This is a genomic window from Pseudomonas sp. TE3910, from assembly GCF_056279025.1.
Genome location: NZ_JBWBQN010000001.1, coordinates 2,282,587 through 2,304,036, shown reverse-complemented (window position 1 = coordinate 2,304,036; position 21,450 = coordinate 2,282,587). Strand labels below are relative to the sequence as shown.

General features: G+C 57.5%; 21 protein-coding genes and 2 pseudogenes. 6 read left to right on the top strand and 17 right to left on the bottom strand.

The window, feature by feature from the left end:
* Window position 1: 1 nt before the first annotated feature.
* The 8 genes and pseudogenes from ACZ9H3_RS10415 to ACZ9H3_RS10380 form a co-directional block, all read right to left on the bottom strand.
* Entirely contained in the window at window positions 2–736 is a 735-nt protein-coding gene (locus ACZ9H3_RS10415) for an amino acid ABC transporter ATP-binding protein (protein WP_102053771.1), read from the bottom strand.
* The gene (locus tag ACZ9H3_RS10410) at window positions 733–1,401 is read right to left on the bottom strand and encodes an amino acid ABC transporter permease (RefSeq protein WP_102053772.1); all 669 of its coding nucleotides are present in this window, start codon (window positions 1,399–1,401) and stop codon (window positions 733–735) included. Before ACZ9H3_RS10410 ends, ACZ9H3_RS10415 begins: the two co-directional genes overlap by 4 nt.
* Window positions 1,398–2,144 (bottom strand): amino acid ABC transporter permease, encoded by a 747-nt coding sequence (locus ACZ9H3_RS10405; RefSeq protein ID WP_102053773.1) that lies wholly within the window; start codon window positions 2,142–2,144, stop codon window positions 1,398–1,400. Before ACZ9H3_RS10405 ends, ACZ9H3_RS10410 begins: the two co-directional genes overlap by 4 nt.
* 96 nt (window positions 2,145–2,240) lie before the next feature.
* A complete protein-coding gene (locus ACZ9H3_RS10400) occupies window positions 2,241–3,155 on the bottom strand; it encodes a glutamate/aspartate ABC transporter substrate-binding protein (RefSeq protein ID WP_065759327.1) in 915 nt (304 codons plus the stop codon).
* A gap of 690 nt (window positions 3,156–3,845) precedes the next feature.
* Window positions 3,846–5,423 carry a glycerol-3-phosphate dehydrogenase gene (gene glpD, locus ACZ9H3_RS10395; RefSeq protein ID WP_476220646.1) on the bottom strand — a complete coding sequence of 526 codons (1,578 nt, stop codon included), beginning with the start codon at window positions 5,421–5,423 and terminating at the stop codon, window positions 3,846–3,848.
* Between the two features lie 132 nt (window positions 5,424–5,555).
* A pseudogene (gene glpR, locus ACZ9H3_RS10390) lies at window positions 5,556–6,312 on the bottom strand (DNA-binding transcriptional repressor GlpR).
* A 166-nt stretch (window positions 6,313–6,478) separates the two neighbouring features.
* On the bottom strand, window positions 6,479–7,981 hold the full coding sequence (glpK, locus tag ACZ9H3_RS10385) for a glycerol kinase GlpK (RefSeq protein WP_065759324.1): 1,503 nt from the start codon (window positions 7,979–7,981) through the stop codon (window positions 6,479–6,481).
* A gap of 66 nt (window positions 7,982–8,047) precedes the next feature.
* Complete coding sequence (locus tag ACZ9H3_RS10380; RefSeq protein ID WP_102053775.1) at window positions 8,048–8,899, bottom strand: MIP/aquaporin family protein; 852 nt, start codon at window positions 8,897–8,899, stop codon at window positions 8,048–8,050.
* Window positions 8,900–9,214: 315 nt separating this feature from the next.
* Between ACZ9H3_RS10380 and ybaK the strand changes: the two genes are divergently transcribed.
* A complete protein-coding gene (gene ybaK / locus ACZ9H3_RS10375; RefSeq protein WP_065759322.1) occupies window positions 9,215–9,685 on the top strand; it encodes a Cys-tRNA(Pro) deacylase in 471 nt (156 codons plus the stop codon).
* A gap of 55 nt (window positions 9,686–9,740) precedes the next feature.
* Here ybaK and ACZ9H3_RS10370 read toward each other — a convergent pair whose 3' ends face one another.
* Together ACZ9H3_RS10370 and argF are read right to left on the bottom strand one after the other, a co-directional pair.
* Window positions 9,741–10,850, bottom strand: a complete 1,110-nt coding sequence (locus tag ACZ9H3_RS10370; protein WP_099775618.1) for an ABC transporter ATP-binding protein — start codon at window positions 10,848–10,850, stop codon at window positions 9,741–9,743.
* Window positions 10,847–11,767, bottom strand: a complete 921-nt coding sequence (gene argF, locus ACZ9H3_RS10365; protein ID WP_065759320.1) for an ornithine carbamoyltransferase — start codon at window positions 11,765–11,767, stop codon at window positions 10,847–10,849. The genes ACZ9H3_RS10370 and argF overlap by 4 nt, the downstream gene beginning before the upstream one ends.
* A 481-nt stretch (window positions 11,768–12,248) precedes the next feature.
* On the opposite strand from argF, the gene grxD reads away from it, so the two are divergent.
* The gene (gene grxD / locus ACZ9H3_RS10360; RefSeq protein ID WP_065759319.1) at window positions 12,249–12,584 is read left to right on the top strand and encodes a Grx4 family monothiol glutaredoxin; all 336 of its coding nucleotides are present in this window, start codon (window positions 12,249–12,251) and stop codon (window positions 12,582–12,584) included.
* A gap of 64 nt (window positions 12,585–12,648) precedes the next feature.
* On the opposite strand, the gene bfr is transcribed toward grxD, so the two are convergent.
* Entirely contained in the window at window positions 12,649–13,119 is a 471-nt protein-coding gene (gene bfr, locus ACZ9H3_RS10355; protein ID WP_065759318.1) for a bacterioferritin, read from the bottom strand.
* Between the two features lie 198 nt (window positions 13,120–13,317).
* Complete coding sequence (locus ACZ9H3_RS10350) at window positions 13,318–13,536, bottom strand: bacterioferritin-associated ferredoxin (RefSeq protein WP_065759317.1); 219 nt, start codon at window positions 13,534–13,536, stop codon at window positions 13,318–13,320.
* A 235-nt stretch (window positions 13,537–13,771) separates the two neighbouring features.
* Between ACZ9H3_RS10350 and ACZ9H3_RS10345 the strand changes: the two genes are divergently transcribed.
* Window positions 13,772–14,374: a peroxiredoxin gene (locus ACZ9H3_RS10345; RefSeq protein ID WP_065759316.1), complete on the top strand. Its 603-nt coding sequence runs from the start codon at window positions 13,772–13,774 to the stop codon at window positions 14,372–14,374.
* Window positions 14,375–14,433: 59 nt separating this feature from the next.
* Here the strand turns inward: ACZ9H3_RS10345 and rnt are convergent, their stop codons facing one another.
* Together rnt and pyrC are read right to left on the bottom strand one after the other, a co-directional pair.
* On the bottom strand, window positions 14,434–15,105 hold the full coding sequence (gene rnt, locus ACZ9H3_RS10340; protein ID WP_099775617.1) for a ribonuclease T: 672 nt from the start codon (window positions 15,103–15,105) through the stop codon (window positions 14,434–14,436).
* Entirely contained in the window at window positions 15,102–16,148 is a 1,047-nt protein-coding gene (gene pyrC / locus ACZ9H3_RS10335) for a dihydroorotase (protein WP_099775616.1), read from the bottom strand. The genes rnt and pyrC overlap by 4 nt, the downstream gene beginning before the upstream one ends.
* A 131-nt stretch (window positions 16,149–16,279) precedes the next feature.
* Here pyrC and ACZ9H3_RS10330 point away from each other — a divergent pair, with 131 nt between their 5' ends.
* Together ACZ9H3_RS10330 and ACZ9H3_RS10325 are read left to right on the top strand one after the other, a co-directional pair.
* Complete coding sequence (locus tag ACZ9H3_RS10330; RefSeq protein WP_476220639.1) at window positions 16,280–17,260, top strand: flagellar protein MotY; 981 nt, start codon at window positions 16,280–16,282, stop codon at window positions 17,258–17,260.
* Between the two features lie 135 nt (window positions 17,261–17,395).
* Window positions 17,396–18,613 carry an argininosuccinate synthase gene (locus ACZ9H3_RS10325; RefSeq protein WP_065761933.1) on the top strand — a complete coding sequence of 406 codons (1,218 nt, stop codon included), beginning with the start codon at window positions 17,396–17,398 and terminating at the stop codon, window positions 18,611–18,613.
* Between the two features lie 492 nt (window positions 18,614–19,105).
* On the opposite strand, the pseudogene ACZ9H3_RS10320 reads toward ACZ9H3_RS10325, so the two are convergent.
* Window positions 19,106–19,360 (bottom strand): annotated as a pseudogene (locus tag ACZ9H3_RS10320) (hypothetical protein); the annotation flags it as partial.
* 451 nt (window positions 19,361–19,811) lie between these two features.
* Here ACZ9H3_RS10320 and ACZ9H3_RS10315 point away from each other — a divergent pair.
* Window positions 19,812–20,438, top strand: a complete 627-nt coding sequence (locus ACZ9H3_RS10315; RefSeq protein ID WP_065760458.1) for a response regulator transcription factor — start codon at window positions 19,812–19,814, stop codon at window positions 20,436–20,438.
* An 82-nt stretch (window positions 20,439–20,520) separates the two neighbouring features.
* Here the strand turns inward: ACZ9H3_RS10315 and ACZ9H3_RS10310 are convergent, their stop codons facing one another.
* Window positions 20,521–20,703 carry a PA3496 family putative envelope integrity protein gene (locus ACZ9H3_RS10310; RefSeq protein WP_065760457.1) on the bottom strand — a complete coding sequence of 61 codons (183 nt, stop codon included), beginning with the start codon at window positions 20,701–20,703 and terminating at the stop codon, window positions 20,521–20,523.
* Between the two features lie 105 nt (window positions 20,704–20,808).
* Entirely contained in the window at window positions 20,809–21,447 is a 639-nt protein-coding gene (gene nth, locus ACZ9H3_RS10305) for an endonuclease III (RefSeq protein WP_102053396.1), read from the bottom strand.
* Between the last annotated feature and the right edge of the window lie 3 nt (window positions 21,448–21,450).

Genomic DNA, 21,450 nt, shown 5'->3' with positions numbered 1-21,450 from the left:
ATTAGTGTTGCAGGATCTTGCTGAGGAAGTGCTGTGTACGCTCATGGCGCGCATCGGTATTACCGAAGAACTCCTCTTTCTGGCAGTCTTCGATGATCCGGCCCTGGTCCATGAAAATCACCCGGTTGGCGACCTTGCGAGCGAACCCCATTTCGTGGGTAACGCACATCATGGTCATGCCTTCGTGTGCCAGCTCAACCATGACGTCCAGTACTTCGTTGACCATCTCAGGGTCCAGTGCCGAAGTCGGTTCGTCGAACAGCATGACGATCGGGTCCATCGACAGCGCGCGGGCAATTGCCACACGCTGCTGTTGACCACCTGAGAGTTGCCCCGGGTGCTTTTTCGCATGGGCACTGAGGCCAACGCGGTCCAGCAAGGCCAGGCCTTTCTTGGTCGCTTCGGCTTCACTGCGGCCTAGCACCTTGCGCTGGGCAATGGTCAGGTTCTCGGTGATGGTCAAGTGGGGAAACAGCTCGAAATGCTGGAACACCATGCCCACTCGCGAACGCAGTTTCGGCAGGTTGGTCTTCGGATCGGCAATCGAGGTGCCGTCGACAATGATGTCGCCTTTCTGGAACGGCTCCAGTGCGTTGACGCATTTGATCAGGGTCGATTTACCCGAGCCCGACGGGCCGCAGACCACGACCACTTCGCCTTTTTTGACTTCGGTGCTGCAGTCGGTCAGTACCTGGAAGTCGCCGTACCACTTGTTGACGTTCTTGATAGAGATCATACGGTTAACCTTTTCTGCAGACGCTTGACCAGGAAGGAGGCGGAGAAGCTGATAACGAAGTACACGGCACCGGCGAACAACAGAAACTCGTTGGATTGCCCGATGATGTCGCCGCTGGCACGTGCGGAGTTGAGGAAATCTACCAGGCCGACGGTGTAGACCAGCGAGGTGTCTTGAAACAGGATAATGCTCTGTTGCAGCAGCAGTGGGGTCATCTTGCGAAAGGCCTGAGGCAGGATGATCAGGCGCATGGTTTGACCGTAGGTCATGCCCAGTGCCTGAGCCGCGCCCATCTGGCCTTTGGCGATCGACTGCACGCCGGCACGAACGATCTCACAGAAGTACGCCGCCTCGAACATCATGAACGCGATCAGGCACGAGGTGAACGCCCCGACGGGTGTGTCTTCGCCGGTAATCCAGCGCAGCACGAACGGTACCGCCAGGTAGAACCAGGTGATGACCAGCAGCAGCGGAATGGAGCGGAAGTAGTTGACGTAGGCACCCGCGAGATTGGCCAGCAGCTTGTTGGAGGACAAGCGCATCAGCGCCAGCACGGTACCCAGGGCAATACCGCCAATGACCCCCAGGACCATGAGTTGCAGGGTCATCAGCATGCCGTTCCAGAGGGCCGGCAGGGCGGGAATGATTCCACTGAAGTCCATCATTTACCTCCCACGGAGATCAGGCCAGGCACGGCGACTTTCTTCTCGATCAGACGCATGAGCAGCATCAGGCTCATGTTCAGGGTGAAGTAGATCAGGGTGGCCAGGGTGAAGGCTTCAAACAGGTTTGCGGAGAACTCGGCGGTCTGCTTGGTCTGTGCCAGCAATTCCATCAGGCCGATCAGCGAGGCCACCGAGGAGTTCTTGAACACGTTCAGGAATTCCGAGGTGAGCGGCGGAATGATGATCCGATACGCTTGCGGCAGCAGTACGTTCCAGTAGATCTGCGGCAGGCTGAAGCCCATGGCGCGCGCGGCGGACTCCTGGCCTCGTGGCAGCGCCTGGATGCCGGTACGGACTTGCTCGCAGACCCGTGCAGCCGTAAACAGACCCAGGCAGATCACCACGCTGATGAAGGCCGAGGTGGTCGGATTGAGGTCTTGCTTGTACCACTCTTGCAGGCCTTCGGGCAGCATGTCCGGTATCAGGAAGTACCATATGAACAGTTGCACCAGCAGCGGTACGTTACGAAAAAGTTCCACGTAGGCCGTGGCAATACCCGATACCAGACGGTTCGGGACGGTGCGCATGACGCCGAGTACCGAACCCAGCAACAGCGCAATGACCCAGGCGGCGGCGGCAATGCCGACGGTCCAGCCTAGCCCGGAGATGAACCAGTCGAGATAGATCTCGCTGCCTACGCCGGTGGACTTGAAAAAAACGCCCCAGTCCCAGTTGTAATTCATCGGGGTCTCCCCTCAGATCAGTTGTTTCACGGGCACCTTCGAGCATCCGAGTGCGCACAGGGCGCCCTCGGATGAAAGGTTAGTCACTGCCTGGGATCAGGACTTCTTTTCGTCTGCAGCTTTGTCAGTGGGGTTGGCGATCAGCGCCTTGAGCTCGTCGCTCATCGGGAACATCAGGTTCAGGCCTTTTGGCGGAATTGGCTGCTGGAACCATTTATCGTAGATCTTGTTGATCTCGCCTGATTTGTAGAGTGCAACGATCGCGTCATCGACGGCTTTCTTGAAGGGCGCATCGCCTTTGCGCACCATGCAACCGTAGATCTCATAGGACTGCGGGGTGCCGGTCACTTCCCAGTCGGTTGGCTTCTTGGCCTTGGCCATTTCGCCAGCGAGCAGGGCGTCATCCATCATGAAGGCAACGGCACGACCGGACTCGAGCATCTGGAAGGACTCACCGTGGTCCTTGGCCGAGATGACGTTCATCTTCATCTGCTTATCGGCGTTCATCGCCTTGAGAATGCGCTCGGAGGTGGTGCCGGCGGTGGTGACCACGTTCTTGCCGGCCAGGTCCGGGAAGTCCTTGTACTTGGAATCCTTTTTCGTCAGCAGGCGGGTGCCGATCTCGAAGATGCCGACCGAGAAGTCGACCTGTTGCTGGCGTTCGACGTTGTTGGTGGTCGAACCGCACTCGACGTCCACTGTGCCGTTCTGCACCAGCGGAATACGGGTTTGCGAGGTCACCAGGTTGTATTTGACCTGAAGGTTTGGTGCGTCCAGGTCCTTCTTGAGGGCCTCGACGATTGCCAGCTGGATGTCGTGTGCATAACCGACTGGTTTGCCCGATGCGTCAGCGATGTAGGAGAACGGAATGGAAGCGTCGCGGTGCCCCAGGGTAATGGTGCCCGATTCCTTGATTTTCTTCAGCGTGCCGGTCAGATCGGCGGCAAATACTGGCGTGCTGATCAAAGCGGCCGCGATAGCGGCGCCCAACAGGTGGGGAACGATACGCATCAAAATTTCCTCGACGTTGTTTTTTTTATGGAGCCTTTGCTGGGCTCATTCGTTCAGCGAACACTGCAATCAAGCGGTTTGCGCATTCGGGTACTGAGTGTAGAGCATGAGTCGTGCCAAGCCCCGGAATCTATTGTAACGCTATGATTTTATTGAATATTAATTTGATTTTTCGGTTTTTGATGGCGCTTATTCGTACGGCTTGCCGAACATCGTCATGTGGCGCGTTCGGAAGGCCGAACGCTTTTAGGGTGGCAAACGTACGTGTGCAGGTGTTGATTTCCAGAGGGCGGGGTTGTTGAGATCGGTTGATCCCGCAAACGGCGGGCGCCCGGAAACATTGCCTGCTGCTCCCGGTAATGCCGAGAAAGCAGTATGACCTTGCTGGCAACGGAGCCAGAGAACTTACAAGGAGTGCATCATGAGCACAGCAATGAAGCAGTATTTCGTTGAATCCAGCAACGGCGGTGATGATGACGACGAAGATGCCGAGAATGGACACGGCTGGCGCAAGGCTTGACCTGAGTCGGGCGAACGTAACCGTTTAGGTTCGTCTCATCCGGGCGAAAAGTTCCGCTCAGGCTTAGTGCCGTTTGGTTCGGCACATGAGCGTGAGCGGGCCTCTCGGAAATCCGATACCAGATTCTGGTGTCGGATTTTTTATGCGCTGTCACCTGTGAGTCAAACGGCTCAGGCCGCTTCGGACTTGCTGCGGTTCAGTGCGACGCGGAGCAGGTACTGCTTTAGTTTCTCTTGCTCGGCTGGGCTGGTGAACAGCCCAAGCTTGGTTCGCCGCCAGAGAATATCCTCGGCGCTGGTAGCCCACTCTTCGCTGCACAGGTAATCCACCTCGCGGGCGAACAATCCCCCACCCATGGCTTCGCCCAAGTCTTCGGGACCCTGGACGCCTTCGAGCAGGCGCCAGACGCGGCTGCCGTAGGTCAATGCCCAGCGTTGAGCGATGGCACTTGGCAGCCAGTCGTATCGGGCCTGGATGCTCTCGCTCAGCGCCTTGGGTGTGCTCATGTCTTCGCCGCCTGGCAGTGGGGCGGTGGCAGTCCAACTGCCTTTCATTTGCGTGAAGAATGGCGCCAGCTCACGCATGGCCGACTCGGCGAGCTTGCGGTAAGTGGTCAGTTTGCCGCCAAACACCGACAACAAAGGCGCTTGTTCAGCCTCGGCTGAAAGGGACAGGGTGTAATCGCGTGTGATGGCCGATGGATTGTCCGACTCGTCATTGCACAGCGGACGAACACCAGAGTAACTGTTGACGATATCGGCACGGCTTAACGGGTGTTTGAAGTGGTCATTGACCACCTTGAGCATGTAGTCGGTTTCCGCCTCGGTGATGACCACCTTGTCGGGATCGCCATTGTACTCGCGGTCTGTCGTGCCAATCAGGGTGAAGCGCTCCAGATACGGAATGGCAAACACAATGCGCTGGTCTTCATTCTGCAGGATGTAGGCGTGCTCGCCTTCGTACAGCTTCGGCACAATCAGGTGGCTGCCTTGGATCAGGCGAATCCCGTAGGAGGTATCGAGCTTCAGGTCATCCTTGATGAACGTTGCAACCCAAGGGCCTGCGGCATTGACCAGTGCCCTGGCCTGGATCGTCTGTTGGGTGCCGTCGGCACGCTCGATTTGTACACGCCACAGGCCGTTGACGCGATCAGCGCCGAGGCAGCGGGTATGGGTCAGGATGTGTGCGCCGTTTTCCCGGGCCGCCATGGCGTTGAGTACCACCAGGCGGGCGTCATCTACTGCACAGTCGGCATACTCGAAACCACGGGTGATCACCGGCTTAAGCGGGCTGCTCGGGCCGAAGCGCAGGCTACGCGATGCACCGAGGCGTTTGCGTTTACCCAGGTGGTCGTAGAGGAACAGGCCCGCGCGAATCATCCAGGCCGGGCGCAGGTGAGGGCGGTGAGGCAGTACGAAACGCATCGGCTTGACGATGTGCGGGGCCTTGGCCAGCAGTACTTCGCGTTCTGCCAATGCTTCGCGTACCAAGCGAAACTCATAATGCTCCAGATAGCGCAGGCCACCATGGATCAACTTGCTGCTGGCAGACGAGGTATGGCTGGCCAGGTCGTCTTTTTCGCAAAGCAACACGGACAGCCCGCGCCCTGCTGCATCTGCGGCAATCCCTGCGCCATTGATACCGCCGCCGATCACGGCGATGTCATAGGTTTCATCGAGGGTAGTGGGCGCTTGGCGGGAGAGGGACACGGGCGGCTCCTGAATTTGAATGTGAACATTGATGTTCATTTTCGAAAATATTAGCGCAATGGCATAGCCGCCGCTAGCCGGACTTGATAGAAAATGCTGATCTATAGGTCTAAATGAAAAATAACGAACATGATGAGCGGCTGTCGCTGGCGGCAGCCGTGAGGGGAGGGGCTAGACGACTTCCAGGCGGATCTTCTGCTGGTTGAGCAACTGAGTCAGTGCGGCGACGGGCTGCTGATCGGTGACCAGGCAGTCCACCAGGCTGATTGATCCCAGGCGTACCATCGCGTTGCGCCCGAACTTGCTGGAGTCGGCGGCCAGGATGACCTGCCGTGCATTGGCAATGATGGCCTGGGATACACGCACTTCCTGGTAGTCGAAGTCCAACAGGCTGCCATCTTCATCGATGCCGCTGATGCCGACCAGGGCGAAGTCGACCTTGAACTGGTTGATGAAGTCGACACTGGCTTGGCCGACCACACCGCCGTCGCGGCGTACGTTGCCACCGGCCAGCAGCACTTCGAAATCGTCTTTTGCACTCAGGATCGAGGCCACGTGAAGGTTATTGGTGATTATTTTCAGGTGGTTGTGATTGAGCAGCGCGCGCGCAATGGACTCGGTGGTGGTACCAATGTTGATGAATAGCGGACGCATGGTCGGGAATTTGCGCTGCGACAGCTTCGGCGATGCGTTGTTTTTCGTCGCGCATCTGATCGGCGCGCATCGCGTAGGCGGTGTTTTCGATGCTGGAGTCGTAGGCGGCGCCGCCATGGTAACGGCGCAGCAGGTTGACTTCGGCCAGTTGATTGATGTCCCGCCGAATGGTTTGCGGCGTCACGACGAACAGTTGGGCCATTTCCTCGATGCTGACATAGCCGCGTTCGCGGACCAGTTCGAGGATTTGCTGCTGACGAGGAGGCAGGTTCATGGGCTGTCCTTTGGGCGGCCGGGCAAATTTCTCCATGATGCCGGAGGAAATCTCCTACGACCAGCCCGGAGGATGGCACAACGCCTTGCATTGACCTGCGGCCTTGGCGCCGGCAAAGCCGACGCCCAGCGTTTTCGCGCTGCCTTCAAGGGGCACTGCGGTGGTTTCAGTTCTCGTCGTGCGGTTCCCAGTCACGGGTGCGGTCTACGGCTTTCAGCCAGCCGGCATACAGTTTTTCTTTCTGCACTTCATCCAGTTGCGGGGTGAACGTGCGTTCGATGATCGCTTTGCCGCGCAGTTCGTCCAGGCTACTCCAGAAGCCGCATGCCAGGCCGGCGAGGTAAGCAGCACCGAGGGCGGTGGTTTCGCGCATCTGTGGGCGCTCAACGCAGGTGCCGAGAATATCGGCCTGGAATTGCATCAGGAAGTTGTTGGCGACTGCACCGCCATCGACGCGAAGGGCGCTCAGGCGTTCGCCGCAATCCTGTTGCATGGCGTCGAGTACGTCCCGGGTCTGGTAGGCAATCGACTCCAGGGCCGCTCGGATAATGTGGTCAACCTTGACGCCTCGGGTCAGGCCGAACAGCGCGCCGCGGGCATAGGGGTCCCAGTAAGGGGCGCCAAGGCCGGTGAACGCTGGCACCAGGTAGACCCCGTTGCTGTCCTTGACCTTGCTGGCGAAGTACTCGGTGTCGTGGGCGTCATTGATGATTTTCAGTTCGTCACGCAGCCACTGTACGGTGGAGCCACCGTTGAATACGGCGCCTTCCAGGGCGTAAGCCACTTCGCCGCGAGGGCCGCAGGCGATGGTGGTGAGCAGGCCGTGAGACGACGTGACGGCCTTTGTTCCGGTGTTCATCAGCAGAAAGCAGCCGGTGCCATAGGTGTTTTTTGCCTGCCCGGCGTCCACGCACATCTGGCCGAACAGTGCGGCCTGCTGGTCGCCGGCGATGCCCGCAATGGCGATACCGCTTTTGGTGTGCCCGTATACCTCGGAGGAGGCGCGAACCTCAGGCAGCATTTGGCGAGGAATGCCCAGGACTTGCAGCATCTTCTCGTCCCACGCCAGGGTGTGGATGTTGAAGAGCAGGGTGCGCGAGGCGTTGGTGTAGTCGGTGACGTGAACCTTGCCGCCGGAGAATTTCCAGATCAGCCAGGTATCGATTGTGCCGAACAACAGGTCGCCTTTTTCAGCGCGCTCGCGGGCACCCTCGACGTTGTCGAGGATCCATTTGAGCTTGGTGCCGGAAAAGTAGGGGTCGGTCACCAGGCCTGTGGTTTCGCGAATGTAGTCCTGCAGGCCATCGCGCTTGAGCTGTTCGCAAATTTCGGTGCTGCGTCGGCACTGCCAGACGATGGCGTTGTAGATCGGCCGACCGGTTTCCTTGTCCCAGACCACGGTGGTTTCGCGCTGGTTGGTGATGCCGATGGCCGCCACTTGATCATGGCTCAGGCCTGCCTGGGCCAGCGCCTCGACCATGGTTGCGCTCTGGGTGGCGAAGATCTCCATGGGGTCGTGCTCGACCCAGCCAGCCTGAGGGTAGTGCTGTGCGAACTCGCGCTGCGAGGTGCCGACCACGTTGGCGTCCCGGTCGAAAATGATGGCCCGCGAACTGGTCGTGCCCTGGTCCAGGGCAATGATGTAGTTCTTGTTATGGGTGTCTGTCATGTCGTTGGCCTTGCACTAAATAAGGTGGAGTCAGGGTAGGGCGGGCGTTGGCCCGCTGGCCCGGCATCAGGATGCCTGGGTCTTGCCCTGAGGGTTGTCGTCGGTCTGGACGGTCATGTTCGCTGCAGAGGGCAGGTTGCGGGCGAACACGCCGCGGTACAGGGCGGCACCAAGGCTTGCCCCTATGATCGGCGCAATTACCGGGATCAGAAAATAGGGCACCTCACGGCCACCGGTGAAGGCGATGGGTCCCCAGCCCGTAAGGTAGGTCATCAGTTTAGGCCCGAAATCGCGTGCGGGGTTCATCGCAAAACCGGTCAGCGGGCCCATCGCGCTGCCGATCACTGCGATCAGCAGGCCGATCAGTACGGGTGCCAGCGCGCCGCGTGGCAAGCCGTTGTTGTCGTCAGTAAGGGCCATGATCACCGCCATCAGGATGGCGGTAATGATCACCTCAACCAGGAAAGCCTGGCCGGTAGAGAGCGCCGGGTGCGGATAGGTCGAGAACACGGCGGCCAGCTCAAGGCTGCCTTGGGTGCCGCGCAGCATCTGATGGGTTTGTTCGTAATCGAAGAACAGCGTGCTGTAGAGCGTGTACACCAGCGCAGCGCCGCAGAAAGCACCGGCGATCTGGGCGACGATGTAGAACGCCAGTTTGTGTTTTTCAAAACCTGCGAACAGGCACAGGGCAATGCTGACCGCAGGGTTGAGGTGAGCGCCGGAGATGCCGGCGGTCAGGTAGATTGCCATGCTCACGCCAATGCCCCAGATGATGCTGATCTCCCACAATCCGAAGCTGGCGCCGGCGACCTTGAGCGCTGCAACGCATCCCGTGCCAAAAAATATGAACAAGGCTGTTCCCAGGAACTCGGCCATGCACTGGCTGGAAAGTGTCGGTTGTTGCTGGGCAATGGTCATTCGTTACCTCGGTTCTTGTTGTTGTGAGGCGCTTTGGCGCTCGACATGCTCCGGCAGAAATTCCCCAATTTCTGCTGGAAGGGGCTTTGGGGGTGTTGGCTTATATTCAAAATCGAAAAAATATAGACAAGAGAACGCTTATGTCAAAGGTCGAAAGTGAACGGCCATTCACAATCTGACTATTGGTTTGCAGGATGGTGCTGGACGCTGCAAGGGCTGTGCTTGGACGTGATGTAGCCCCCTGTGTAGCTGCTCTGTGGGTTTTGTCCTAAAGTAGCCGACGAAATTTGTCTTTACGGCCTGCCAGGAGTCCGCATGACCCCCGCTCTCGATCTATTGAAAAAGGTTCGTGCCGAACATCGCGTACACAGTTACGAACATGACCCCAAAGCGGCTTCTTATGGGCTGGAGGCTGCGGAGAAGTTGGGGTTGGAGCCCGCGCGGGTGTTCAAGACGCTATTGGCCTGCAGTGAAAAGGGCGAGTTGCTGGTGGCGGTGGTGCCGGTGGCAGGTTCCCTGGACCTCAAGGCCCTGGCCCATGCTGCCGGGGTGAAGAAGTGCGAGATGGCCGACCCCGCTGCTGCTCAGCGTGCCACGGGTTATCTGTTGGGGGGCATCAGCCCGCTGGGTCAGAAGAAGCGCTTGCGCACGTTCATTGATCAGTCTGCACAGCCGCTGCCGACGATTTTTGTCAGTGCCGGGCGGCGTGGCCTGGAGGTTGAGTTGGCGGCTGACGTATTGGCGACCCACACGCAGGCAAGCTTTGCCGAGATCGCCCGCGACTGATAGCAGCTGTGTGGATCGATAAGGCGTGTGGGGCGAGCAAGCCCGCCCCTGGCTATCAAGCGGCCGGGCTGTAACGACGCACGCCGTTGTCGCCTGGCTGGAGTTGTGCGGCAACGCTGCCGGGTGCCGGAAACAGTACCAGGTGGTCTGCCGCAACCACGATACCGACTTCGCTGCCAGGCAAATGGTCGATGTGGCTGGGGAATATCGCTTCGAGCTGGCTGCCGGTTGCCAGTTGCAGGCGATACAGCGTGGACGCGCCGAGGAAGCTCTTGCCGACAATGCGTGCCTTGAGCTCGCTGTCAGGTGCATAGACGATATCGTCTGGCCGCAGCAGTACATCCACTGCGCTGCCAATGGCCATGGTGTAGGCGCGATTTCCGCAGAGCTCGCCGAGTTCAGTCTGTACCGACTCCGGGCTGGTCAGTTGACCGCGAATGAAGTAGCCCTGGCCAATGAAGCTGGCCACGAAGGGGGTCAGGGGCTCATGGTACAGGTTGTAGGGCGTATCCCACTGTTCCAGTCGACCTTCCTTGAACACACCGACATGGTCGCTGACCGCAAAGGCTTCTTCCTGATCGTGGGTAACCAGGATCGCGCTGGTACCACGGCTCTTTAGAATGTCACGCACTTCATGGCTGAGGCGTCGACGCAGTTCGACATCAAGGTTCGAGAACGGCTCGTCAAGCAGCAGCAGTTGTGGCTCGGGCGCCAAGGCGCGGGCCAGGGCAACCCGTTGCTGTTGGCCACCAGAAAGCTCATGAGGGTAACGTTGGCCCAGACCACCGAGCTTGACCAGCTCGAGCATTTCCTCGACCACGTGTTGCTGTTGTGGGTGTTTGCCAATGCCGAATGCAATGTTCTGCGCCACGGTGAGGTGAGGGAACAGTGCATAGTCCTGGAACACCATGCCGATTCGGCGTTTTTCTGGCGCGAGGGTGAACCCTGCTTTGGAGATGACTTCGCCGGCCAGCTGTATCTCGCCCTCATGCACGGGCTCAAAGCCGGCGATGGCGCGTAGCGTGGTGGTTTTCCCGCACCCGGAAGAGCCGAGCAAACAACCGATATCGCCGGCGTTCAGGTGCAGGTTGAGGTTCTGGACAACGCGCTGGCCTTGGTACCCACAGGCCAGGTTGCGAAGGTTGAGCAGTAAAGGTTGACTCATGCGTGGTGGTAAGCCGGTTCAACAAGGAATTCAAGAAGCGCCTTCTGTGCGTGCAGACGGTTTTCCGCCTGGTCCCAAGCGACCGAGCGCGGGTCGTCGAGAAGGTCCATGCTGATTTCCTCGCCGCGGTGAGCGGGCAGGCAATGCATGAACAACACATCGGGGGCAGCGAGGTCGAGCAGCTCGCGCGTTACCTGGTAAGGCGCGAACGTCTTCAGACGCCGTGCAGTTTCCTCCTCCTGCCCCATGGAAGTCCAGACATCGGTGCTCACCAGATGGGCGCCCCGCACAGCCTCCTTCGGATCACGGACGATCGTGACGCGGTCTCCGGCCTGGGCGACGAATTGAGGGTTCGGCTCGTAGTCTTCCGGGCAGGCGATGCGCAGTTGGAAGTCGAACTGGATGGCGGCTTCTATATAGCTGTTGCACATGTTGTTGCCGTCGCCGATCCAGGCCACGGTTTTGCCCTGGATCGAGCCGCGGTGTTCGAGGAATGTCTGCATGTCGGCCAGCAGTTGGCAAGGGTGCAGGTCATCGGACAGGCCGTTGATCACCGGTACCCGCGAATTGGCGGCGAACTCGGTCAGCGTGCTGTGGGCGAAGGTACGGATCATCACCGCATCCAGCATGCGCGACATGACGATGGCGCAGTCGCTGATCGGCTCACCGCGACCCAGCTGGGTGTCGCGCGGCGAGAGGAAGATGGCCTGGCCGCCGAGCTGGATCATGCCAGCCTCGAATGACAGGCGGGTGCGGGTCGAAGACTTCTCGAAGATCATCCCCAGTACGCGGTTCTTCAGGGGTTCGAACAACACGCCTCGGTTACGCAGGTCCTTCAGCTCGATGCCACGACGGAGCACACCGAGCAGTTCGTCGGGGGTGCAGTCCATCAGGGAGAGAAAGTGCCTTGCGTTCATCATTGACTACCTTTTTGCAACAGACCGCAGATCATCTAAAGCCGGTTTTTGGAAAAACGGGTGAGACCTGCGGCGAAAGCCGCACGTGGCGACGAAATTAGGGGGAGACGCAATACTATAATTAAATGTCGCGTCTTACCAAGAGGGGCTGCAACATCGGCACTGCCGAATCTGCGATAACCCAATGGGGAACAGCTTTTTTGTGTACGCCACAAGGTTTTACACTGCCTGCCAGCGGCTTGGCAAACGCTGCTCACGCTGTTGAGTGCATAACCGCACCGGCTAGCTGCTCATTCGCATATCCGGCGCAAGGTATCTGCTCACTCAAGCGTGGCCCTCCGGACGGCTCCAGTTGCGCTAAATTTGCCCCTGGACGGTGAGCGAAGGGGGATGTTGGCAAGGCCGAGCGCCACGCTCGGCTTTCCGATACAATGCGTCACCGTGCCGACAACCGCGTCGGAAAGTTCAGCCGAGGTGCTCCATGGATATCATCGAAACAATCAAAGAGCAGATTGCCAACAACACCATTCTGCTTTACATGAAAGGCTCGCCCAATGCCCCGCAGTGCGGCTTCTCCGCCAAAGCGGCGCAAGCTGTAATGGGTTGCGGCGAGAAGTTCGCTTACGTGGACATCCTGCAAAACCCGGAAATTCGCGCCAACCTGCCGAAGTACGCCAACTGGCCAACCTTCCCACAATTGTGGGTGGCCGGTGAGCTGGTCGGCGGCAGTGACATCATGACCGAGATGTTTGCCAACGGCGAACTGCAGACGCTGATCAAGGAAGCGGCTGCCAAGGCCAAGGCTGCCGAAGCCTGATTCTTGTCAGCCAACAAAAAGCCCCGCATTGCGGGGCTTTTTGTTGGCTGCGAGAAAGACGGGCTTACTCGCCCATCTGCGACTGCAGGTAGTTTTCCAGGCCGACCTTGTCGATCAGGCTCAGTTGGGTTTCCAGCCAGTCGATGTGCTCTTCCTCGGCTTCGAGGATGTCTTCCAGCAGCTCGCGGCTACCGAAGTCGCCAACCGTTTCACAGTGGGCAATCGCGGCCTTGAGATCGGCTAGACCTGTCTGCTCGATTTTCAGGTCGCACTGGAGCATTTCCTTGGTGTGCTCACCAATGAACAGTTTGCCAAGGTCCTGCACGTTCGGGATGCCTTCGAGGAACAGAATCCGCTTGATCAGTTTGTCAGCGTGCTTCATTTCATCGATGGATTCTTTGTACTCGTGCTTGCCGAGCTTATCCAGGCCCCAGTCTTCATACATACGGGCATGCAGGAAGTATTGGTTGATTGCGACCAGCTCGTTTCCGAGGATCTTGTTGAGATGCTGGATGACGCTAACGTCGCCTTTCATGATGGGGTCCTGCCCTATAGGTGAGCTCAATAGCCCTGAGTGTGAGCCGGGCAACTTTTGCTGTCAAACCTAAGTTCTTGAATAATAAATAGAAACTAATAGGAATAAGAATGTTTTTGTTCCGCGTCTTAGTCCTAAGCACTTGAATTGCAGGCATAAAAAAACCGGACGCTGGGTCCGGTTCTTGGAAAGTCTGAATTATGCTGCAGTAAATTCTACTGGATAAGGCAGTGCAGCCTGGCTCACTTGCAGCTCGGTCAGGGTTTCGCGTACGACTTGTTTAGCCAGGCAGGCGCATTTGCCGCACTGAGTGCCCACATTGGTGGCTTCGCGTACGTCACGGTAGCTACAGCAGCCGTCGTAGATTGCATCGCGGATCTGTCCGTCGGTAACACCAACACAAAGACACACATACATAGAGGAGACCATCGTGGCTAAAGGCTCAATGCGGAGGATCTTAATGTTAATGAGAATGCTTGTCAAAGCACTTTGTTGAGCGGTCCCGTTCGCCGCGACGGACGGCAGCCTGGTCAGTGACCGCCCTTAAATTCGGCGGTACACGTTGGGCGGTGTATGATGGTCAGTCCATGCGATGCCAGGTGGGCCATGTGCCCTGCTGTGTATACCATTCCACTACATCAGGAGATATCGAATGAGCGTGCTCGTAGGCAAAAAAGCCCCGGATTTCACGGTTCCAGCCGTACTCGGCAATGGCGAGATCGTCGACAGCTTCAACCTGGCTTCGGCCATCAAGGGCAAGTACGGCCTGGTGTTCTTCTACCCACTGGACTTCACTTTCGTCTGCCCGTCCGAGCTGATCGCCCTGGACCACCGTATTCCTGACTTCCAGGCGCGTAACGTCGAAGTCATCGGTGTTTCGATCGACTCGCATTTCACCCACAATGCTTGGCGTAATACCCCCGTCAACAACGGCGGTATCGGCCCGGTCAAATACACCCTGGCCGCTGACATCTCCCACGAGATCTGCAAGGCCTATGACGTTGAGTCCGAAGGCGGCGTAGCCTTCCGTGGCGCGTTCCTGATCGACACCAACGGTGTGGTCCGTTCGCAAATCGTCAACGACCTGCCGCTGGGCCGTAACATGGACGAGCTGCTGCGTCTGGTCGACGCCCTGCAATTCCACGAAGAGCACGGCGAAGTCTGCCCTGCCAACTGGAAAAAAGGCGACAAGGGCATGACCGCTTCGCCAGAAGGCGTTGCTGCTTACCTGAGCGAAAATGCTGGCAAGCTGTAAGCACCACGCATAAAAAAACCGGCCCCAGTGGCCGGTTTTTTTATGCGTGGCTGTCGACTTCAGTCGTCGAAGTCTTGCCAGCCGCCCATTTGTTTCCAGCGGTTGACGATACCGCAGAACAGCTCGGCGGTTTTTTCGGTGTCATAGCGAGCCGAATGTGCTTCACGTCCGTCAAAGTCGATGTCGGCACTTTGACAGGCCCTGGCCAGTACGGTCTGGCCATAGGCCAGGCCCGCCAGGGTAGCCGTGTCGAAACTGGAGAACGGATGAAACGGGTTGCGCTTCATATCGTTCCGGGCTACCGCGGCATTGAGGAAGCCCAGGTCGAAACTGCTGTTGTGGCCGACCAGAATTGCCCGCTTGCAGCCATTGGCCTTCAAGGCCTTGCGCACACCACGGAAAATGTCGGTTAGCGCGGCCTCCTCGCTAACGGCCATGCGTAGCGGATGGTCCAGCTTGATGCCGGTGAACTCCAGTGCGGCCTGTTCAATATTGGCACCTTCAAACGGTTCGACACGGAAGAAATAGGTGTGCTCGGGGAACAGGAAACCTTTCTCATCCATGCCGATGGTCACGGCGGCAATTTCCAGCAAGGCGTCGGTTGCGCAGTTGAAACCGCCCGTCTCGACATCCACAACTACTGGCAGGTAACCACGAAAGCGTTCGGCCATGGGGTGACGCGGGCCGCCGCTATGACCTTCCTGGTCGAGGTCGAAGTGATCATCACTCACGCATTTGTCTCCAGCAGGCGCCAGCGCAGTTGTTCACCGGCGCGCAGCGGTACCACGGTGTGCTCGCCGAATGGCAGGCTATCCGGGGCGGTCCAGCTTTCGCGGACCAGGGTAATAGTGTCGGTATTGGTCGGCAGGCCGTAGAACGCAGGGCCATGCAGGCTGGCGAAACCTTCGAGTTTGTCCAGCGCATTGCGCTGCTCGAATGCTTCGGCATACAGCTCGATAGCGGCGTAGGCGGTGTAGCAGCCGGCACAACCGCAGGCGGCTTCCTTGGCGTGACGGGCATGCGGCGCCGAGTCGGTGCCCAGGAAGAACTTGCTGTTGCCGCTGGTAGCGGCATCGAGCAGGGCGACCTGGTGCGTATTGCGCTTGAGGATCGGCAGGCAGTAGTAGTGCGGGCGAATGCCACCGACCAGCATGTGGTTGCGGTTGTACAGCAGGTGCTGAGCAGTAATGGTTGCCCCGACGTTGGCCGGTGCTTCTGTCACGAACTGCACGGCATCGGCCGTTGTAATGTGTTCGAAGACCACTTTAAGCGTCGGGAAACGCTCGACTACGCGGCGCATGTGTTCGTCGATGAACTGCTTCTCGCGGTCGAAGACGTCGACCTCGCTACGCGTTACTTCACCGTGGACCAGTAGCGGCATGCCGACTTCAGCCATGGCCTCGAGCACCGGGAAGATGTTGTCGATGCTGGTGACACCCGAGTCCGAGTTGGTGGTCGCACCCGCTGGATAAAGCTTGGCGGCGTGGACGAAACCGCTGGCTTTGGCCGCGCGGATTTCCTCGGGTTGGGTACGGTCGGTGAGGTACAGGACCATCAACGGCTCGAAGCGGCTACCAGCCGGACGGGCCGCGAGGATACGCTCGCGATAGGCGCCGGCTTCGGCGGCGTTGCGCACTGGTGGTACCAGGTTTGGCATGATGATCGCGCGGGCAAAGGTGCGCGCCACATCGCCAACGGTGTGGGGCAGGACGGCACCATCACGAAGATGGATATGCCAGTCGTCAGGACGCAGGAGGGTCAGGCGGTCGGACATTGGGGATTCCAGGCGGGTCGAACTCAAGGTGAATGCTACCGGAAAAGCCGGGTCCGAGCACTCGCTATCAAGTTTTGCCAGGGCCTACCGATACCTTGCAGGTATGCCGTGAAAAATTTGTGGAGCCGCCCGTGCGCCAGCATTATCTAGCCCTGCTCAGCATGTTTGCCAGCCTGCCTGCCATGGCACTTACTTTCCAGACGCGCCTGGAAAGCGTCGAGTGGAAGGTCGAGGGTGATCAGTTCGAGTGCCGATTGATCCAGCCGATTGCCAATTTCGGCTCCGGTGAGTTCGTGCGTCGCGCGGGCGAACAGCCGACCTTCCAGTTGCGTTCGAACAGCAATGTACTGGGTACAGGTTCGGCAACCTTGCTGGCCGCCGCCGCGCCGTGGCAGCCCGGGCGTGGCGATATCAACCTGGGCACTGTGCGCATGGCCCGTAACGGTGTGCTGTTCAACAGCACGCAAGGCCAGGCCAGCCGTTTGATCAATGGCCTGCTGGACGGCCGCAGTACCGTGGTCCGCAATTATGCGGGTGAAGCGGGGCGGGCGATGGAAGTGCGCGTGTTGCCGGTCAAGTTTGGCCAGGCCTACGGTGACTACCAGGTCTGTGCGGCCAAGTTGTTGCCGATGAACTACGACCAGGTGCGTCAGACCCGGGTCGACTTCCCGGGTGGCGGTATCGACCTGGATGCCAATGCCCAAGCGCGACTGGACATCATCCTCGACTTCCTCAAGGCTGATCCGACGGTCAATCATATTGAGCTTGATGGCCATTCGGACAACAGTGGCAATCGCCTGACCAACCGTGATCTGTCGCGCCGGCGTGCGCTGGCCGTTATGGACTACCTTAAAAGCCACGGTATTGCAGAAGAGCAGATCACGCTGCGTTTCCACGGTGAGCGCTATCCACTTGCACCGAACAACAGCCCGGCCAACCGCTCGCGCAATCGCCGCGTGAACATTCAGTTGGACCGAGTGGCGCCCGTTGAAAAGCCGGTAGAAGCCGCTAGCGAAAAACCGCTTGGCAAGGCACCTGATGCAGCGTCGACAGCACCGGGCCAAGTGCCTGCAGTCAACACCTCTGTTGCCAAGCCGGCCGTTAAATCCTGAGGTTGAGGGGCGACCGTCCGTCGCGCCCTCGACCGTTCCTGTCGCTTTGTCGTCACAAGCTGTCGCCCCACTGTAAATGTTGCGGTAAGACCGGTAGAATCATTGGTTTTCCGTACAACCCCGTGGAGTGATGGCATGGCGGACGTAAAAAAGGTCGTACTGGCGTATTCCGGCGGCCTTGATACTTCGGTAATTCTCAAGTGGCTGCAAGATACCTATAACTGCGAAGTGGTGACCTTCACCGCTGACCTGGGGCAGGGCGAGGAGGTCGAACCGGCCCGTGCCAAGGCTCAGGCCATGGGTGTCAAAGAGATCTACATCGACGACCTGCGCGAAGAGTTTGTGCGTGACTTCGTGTTCCCGATGTTCCGCGCCAACACCGTTTACGAAGGTGAGTACCTGCTGGGTACTTCCATCGCTCGTCCGCTGATTGCCAAGCGTCTGATCGAAATCGCCAACGAAACCGGCGCCGATGCCATTTCTCATGGCGCGACCGGTAAGGGCAACGACCAGGTACGTTTCGAGCTGGGTGCCTACGCGCTCAAGCCAGGCGTGAAGGTTATTGCGCCGTGGCGCGAGTGGGACCTGCTCTCGCGTGAAAAACTGATGGACTATGCCGAGAAGCACGCGATTCCAATCGAGCGTCACGGCAAGAAGAAGTCGCCGTACTCGATGGACGCCAACCTGCTGCATATCTCCTATGAGGGCGGTGTGCTTGAGGATACCTGGACCGAGCACGAAGAAGACATGTGGCGTTGGACCAAGTCGCCGGAAAACGCGCCGGACGTACCGACCTACATCGAACTGACCTACCGCAACGGTGACATCGTTGCTATCGACGGCGTGGAAATGACCCCCGCTACCGTGCTGGCAACCCTCAACCGCATCGGCGGCGAGAACGGCATCGGGCGTCTGGATATCGTCGAAAACCGCTATGTCGGCATGAAGTCTCGTGGGTGCTACGAAACCCCGGGCGGCACCATCATGCTGCGTGCACACCGCGCCATCGAGTCGATCACCCTCGACCGTGAAGTCGCTCACTTGAAAGATGAGCTGATGCCGAAGTACGCCAGCCTGATCTACACCGGTTACTGGTGGAGCCCAGAGCGTCTGATGCTGCAGCAAATGATCGATGCTTCGCAGGTGAACGTGAACGGTGTTGTACGTCTGAAGCTGTACAAGGGCAACGTGATCGTGACAGGTCGCAAGTCTGATGACTCGCTGTTCGACGCCAACATTGCTACCTTCGAGGAAGATGGCGGTGCTTACAACCAGGCCGATGCAGCGGGCTTCATCAAGCTGAACGCCTTGCGCATGCGCATTGCCGCAAACAAGGGTCGTTCGCTGATTTAAGCGTTCTCCTCGTTTGAAAAAAACCCGGCCTTGGCCGGGTTTTTTTATTCATCGTTTTTATTACTGTGGGTCTGTACATGGCCATGCCTTATGGGGTGTGGAGGACATGGGTTTATTGGTAATCGTCGTTTGAATACCAGCATCCATATTGTAAAAAACCAACGACTCTCCACTTCCGTTACTGGGTGAAAGTCGTGATTGCTTCAGCGCGCTTAATACATGATGTTCAATAAACTGATTCGCGCCGCTGCCGGATAGAAAGATGCTGGATGGGGGTGTGTTGTCGGGTAAAACCGGGCTGTTCGGCGTGTTTATCATGAGTTCTAATTGTGCGAGTTTTTCGCACAGCTCATTGAGTTTCTCATGAAGTGTGTCATTGGGATCATCTCGACACTGTTCGCGTTTTACCGTGCTCGTCGTTGAATATTCAACTGCACTTGAAGAGTGCTCGGCTATGGGCTCTTCATTGCTGTTTTTTTCTTGGGTCAAGCAGTTCGATGCCGCTGTTTCCTGTGCGTGCTCTGTGGGTGATTCAGTATTGTCAGGGACATACAGTGATCGTGTGTTGAAATTTAATGTAAGAAAGAAAAGCAGTGTCAGGAAGGGCGGAAACCCTACAAGAAACCACGTGTAAATTTCTTGGCTGTCTTCACCGAGAAATGGCAGGGAGGCCAGCGCAGAGGCCTCAATGATTCCGGCGAAGATGGCGATGATGGTCAACGGACTTTTGGGTTCGGCGTTGCTCATAATTCAGTACCTTCTGCTCATTTTGGCGGAGATGCATGACGGGCCGCCATGCTCAGAAGGATCGCTCGAATAGTCCGTACAGGTGGGTAATTATGTGTTGTTTCAAGCAATCCGTAAGGCTGCTGTATGGGGTGATTTTTAAAGAGGACTACGAACTTCTATTAATCTAATGGCACTATGGGAAATTTCCTTCAACGATTGTGGCATCGCTTCATAGGTTGTGACTTTGAATGATGATAGTGTTGTTTTACAGCGGATTTTACTTGCGTTTTCTTTGGCGGGCGCTGCTGTTTTCTGAGTTTGGCATTAATAAAATTTGTAGGAATTGTCCTATGATTTTGTAGGCCGTGTCTTTGAGTGTAAGTGCTTGGCGGGAGCAGAATGCAATATTTCGAATGAATGGGATATTGTGCGAGCTTAAAAACCGAACAGCAAAAATTTGGATTTGCCCATGAATAAAGTGCTGATCGTGGATGATCATCCAGTCATTCGTTTGGCTGTACGCATGCTGATGGAACGGCATGGTTACGAAGTCATTGCGGAGACGGATAATGGTGTAGATGCACTGCAACTTGCCCGGGAATATCTTCCCGACATTGTTATTCTGGATATTGGAATCCCTAAACTCGACGGGCTTGAGGTCATTACCCGCTTGGCCTCTACAGGGGAGGCGTTGAAGGTGCTGGTGCTGACATCCCAGGCGCCGGGGCATTTTTCAATGCGTTGCATGCAGGCGGGGGCTGCCGGTTATGTTTGCAAGCAACAGGATTTGACCGAGCTCCTCAGCGCAATCAAGGCTGTGCTGTCGGGCTACAGCTACTTTCCCAATCAGGCGTTGCATTCGGTTCGTTCCAATCTGGGAGGGGCCAGTGAAGCGGAGATGGTCGAACGCCTCTCGGGTCGGGAAATGATGGTGCTGCAACAATTGGCGCGCGGCAAAAGCAACAAGGAAATCGCCGATAGCATGTTCCTCAGCAACAAGACGGTCAGTACCTACAAGACGCGTTTGCTGCTGAAACTCAACGCCCGCTCCCTGGTCGATCTGATTGAGCTCGCTCAACGTAACGATCTGGTATGAAATGACCTTCAAAATAGCTTCCCTACAAGGAGGCTTTTTGATGACCCACTACTCGCCGCCCTCTTGATTGGGCGGCTGTTCGTTAAAGGTCGAAGTCGTAGTCCGCCAACTGTTTCTGCAAACGGCGCTCTTCCAGCAGGTTGTCAATGGTGCGGCGTTTACTCAGATTGGTTTTTGCCGTCTCTACCGGAACATCCGCGACAGGCGAATCTTCGCTGGCAGTAAAGTCGTCATCCAGATCCAGGTCTTCTTTATCGGTGCTCATAAGTCACTCCACGGCAAGAGGGCCATTGGCGCACCTTATAACGAGATTCTCAGGTCCGGTAAAAAAGATTTTTTCAATCGGCTAATCAGCTTTTTCGCTATTTGCTCAATCGTCTGAAGTCTTGTGCTTGTAATCACACAGGTCTTCGATCCGGCAACTGCCGCAACGTGGCTTGCGCGCCTGGCACACATAGCGACCATGCAGGATCAGCCAGTGGTGGGCGTCCAGCAGGTAAGCCTTGGGTACAAACTTCAGCAGCCCCTTTTCAACCTCTAGAACGTTCTTGCCGGGGGCTATACCCGTGCGGTTGCTGACACGGAAAATATGGGTGTCGACAGCCATTGCGGGTTGTCGGAAGGCGGTGTTGAGCACCACGTTAGCGGTTTTTCGACCCACCCCAGGCAGTGCCTCAAGGGCTTCACGGTTATCCGGCACCTGACTGCCATGCTTTTCCACCAGTAATCGGCAGGTTTCGATAACGTTTTTCGCTTTGCTGTTGTACAGGCCAATGGTCTTGATGTACTCCGACAGCCCCTCGACGCCTAGTGCGTATATTGCCTCTGGAGTATTGGCCACCGGGAACAGGCGTGCAGTAGCCTTATTGACCCCAACGTCGGTAGCCTGTGCGGACAGGATGACTGCAATCAGCAGCTCGAAGGGCGATGTGTAGGCAAGCTCGGTCTTCGGTTCTGGATTGTCTTCATGCAGCCTGCGAAATATTTCCAGGCGTTTTGTAGCATTCATGGG

Bases quoted from the DNA above. Each gene is read 5' to 3' on its own strand.
- ACZ9H3_RS10415 (WP_102053771.1), bottom strand. From the start codon at position 736: ATGATCTCTATCAAGAACGTCAACAAGTGGTACGGCGACTTCCAGGTA.
- ACZ9H3_RS10410 (WP_102053772.1), bottom strand. From the start codon at position 1,401: ATGATGGACTTCAGTGGAATCATTCCCGCCCTGCCGGCCCTCTGGAAC.
- ACZ9H3_RS10405 (WP_102053773.1), bottom strand. From the start codon at position 2,144: ATGAATTACAACTGGGACTGGGGCGTTTTTTTCAAGTCCACCGGCGTA.
- ACZ9H3_RS10400 (WP_065759327.1), bottom strand. From the start codon at position 3,155: ATGCGTATCGTTCCCCACCTGTTGGGCGCCGCTATCGCGGCCGCTTTG.
- glpD (WP_476220646.1), bottom strand. From the start codon at position 5,423: ATGAACATCAATGTTCACATTCAAATTCAGGAGCCGCCCGTGTCCCTC.
- glpK (WP_065759324.1), bottom strand. From the start codon at position 7,981: ATGACAGACACCCATAACAAGAACTACATCATTGCCCTGGACCAGGGC.
- ACZ9H3_RS10380 (WP_102053775.1), bottom strand. From the start codon at position 8,899: ATGACCATTGCCCAGCAACAACCGACACTTTCCAGCCAGTGCATGGCC.
- ybaK (WP_065759322.1), top strand. From the start codon at position 9,215: ATGACCCCCGCTCTCGATCTATTGAAAAAGGTTCGTGCCGAACATCGC.
- ACZ9H3_RS10370 (WP_099775618.1), bottom strand. From the start codon at position 10,850: ATGAGTCAACCTTTACTGCTCAACCTTCGCAACCTGGCCTGTGGGTAC.
- argF (WP_065759320.1), bottom strand. From the start codon at position 11,767: ATGAACGCAAGGCACTTTCTCTCCCTGATGGACTGCACCCCCGACGAA.
- grxD (WP_065759319.1), top strand. From the start codon at position 12,249: ATGGATATCATCGAAACAATCAAAGAGCAGATTGCCAACAACACCATT.
- bfr (WP_065759318.1), bottom strand. From the start codon at position 13,119: ATGAAAGGCGACGTTAGCGTCATCCAGCATCTCAACAAGATCCTCGGA.
- ACZ9H3_RS10350 (WP_065759317.1), bottom strand. From the start codon at position 13,536: ATGTATGTGTGTCTTTGTGTTGGTGTTACCGACGGACAGATCCGCGAT.
- ACZ9H3_RS10345 (WP_065759316.1), top strand. From the start codon at position 13,772: ATGAGCGTGCTCGTAGGCAAAAAAGCCCCGGATTTCACGGTTCCAGCC.
- pyrC (WP_099775616.1), bottom strand. From the start codon at position 16,148: ATGTCCGACCGCCTGACCCTCCTGCGTCCTGACGACTGGCATATCCAT.
- ACZ9H3_RS10325 (WP_065761933.1), top strand. From the start codon at position 17,396: ATGGCGGACGTAAAAAAGGTCGTACTGGCGTATTCCGGCGGCCTTGAT.
- ACZ9H3_RS10315 (WP_065760458.1), top strand. From the start codon at position 19,812: ATGAATAAAGTGCTGATCGTGGATGATCATCCAGTCATTCGTTTGGCT.
- ACZ9H3_RS10310 (WP_065760457.1), bottom strand. From the start codon at position 20,703: ATGAGCACCGATAAAGAAGACCTGGATCTGGATGACGACTTTACTGCC.
- nth (WP_102053396.1), bottom strand. From the start codon at position 21,447: ATGAATGCTACAAAACGCCTGGAAATATTTCGCAGGCTGCATGAAGAC.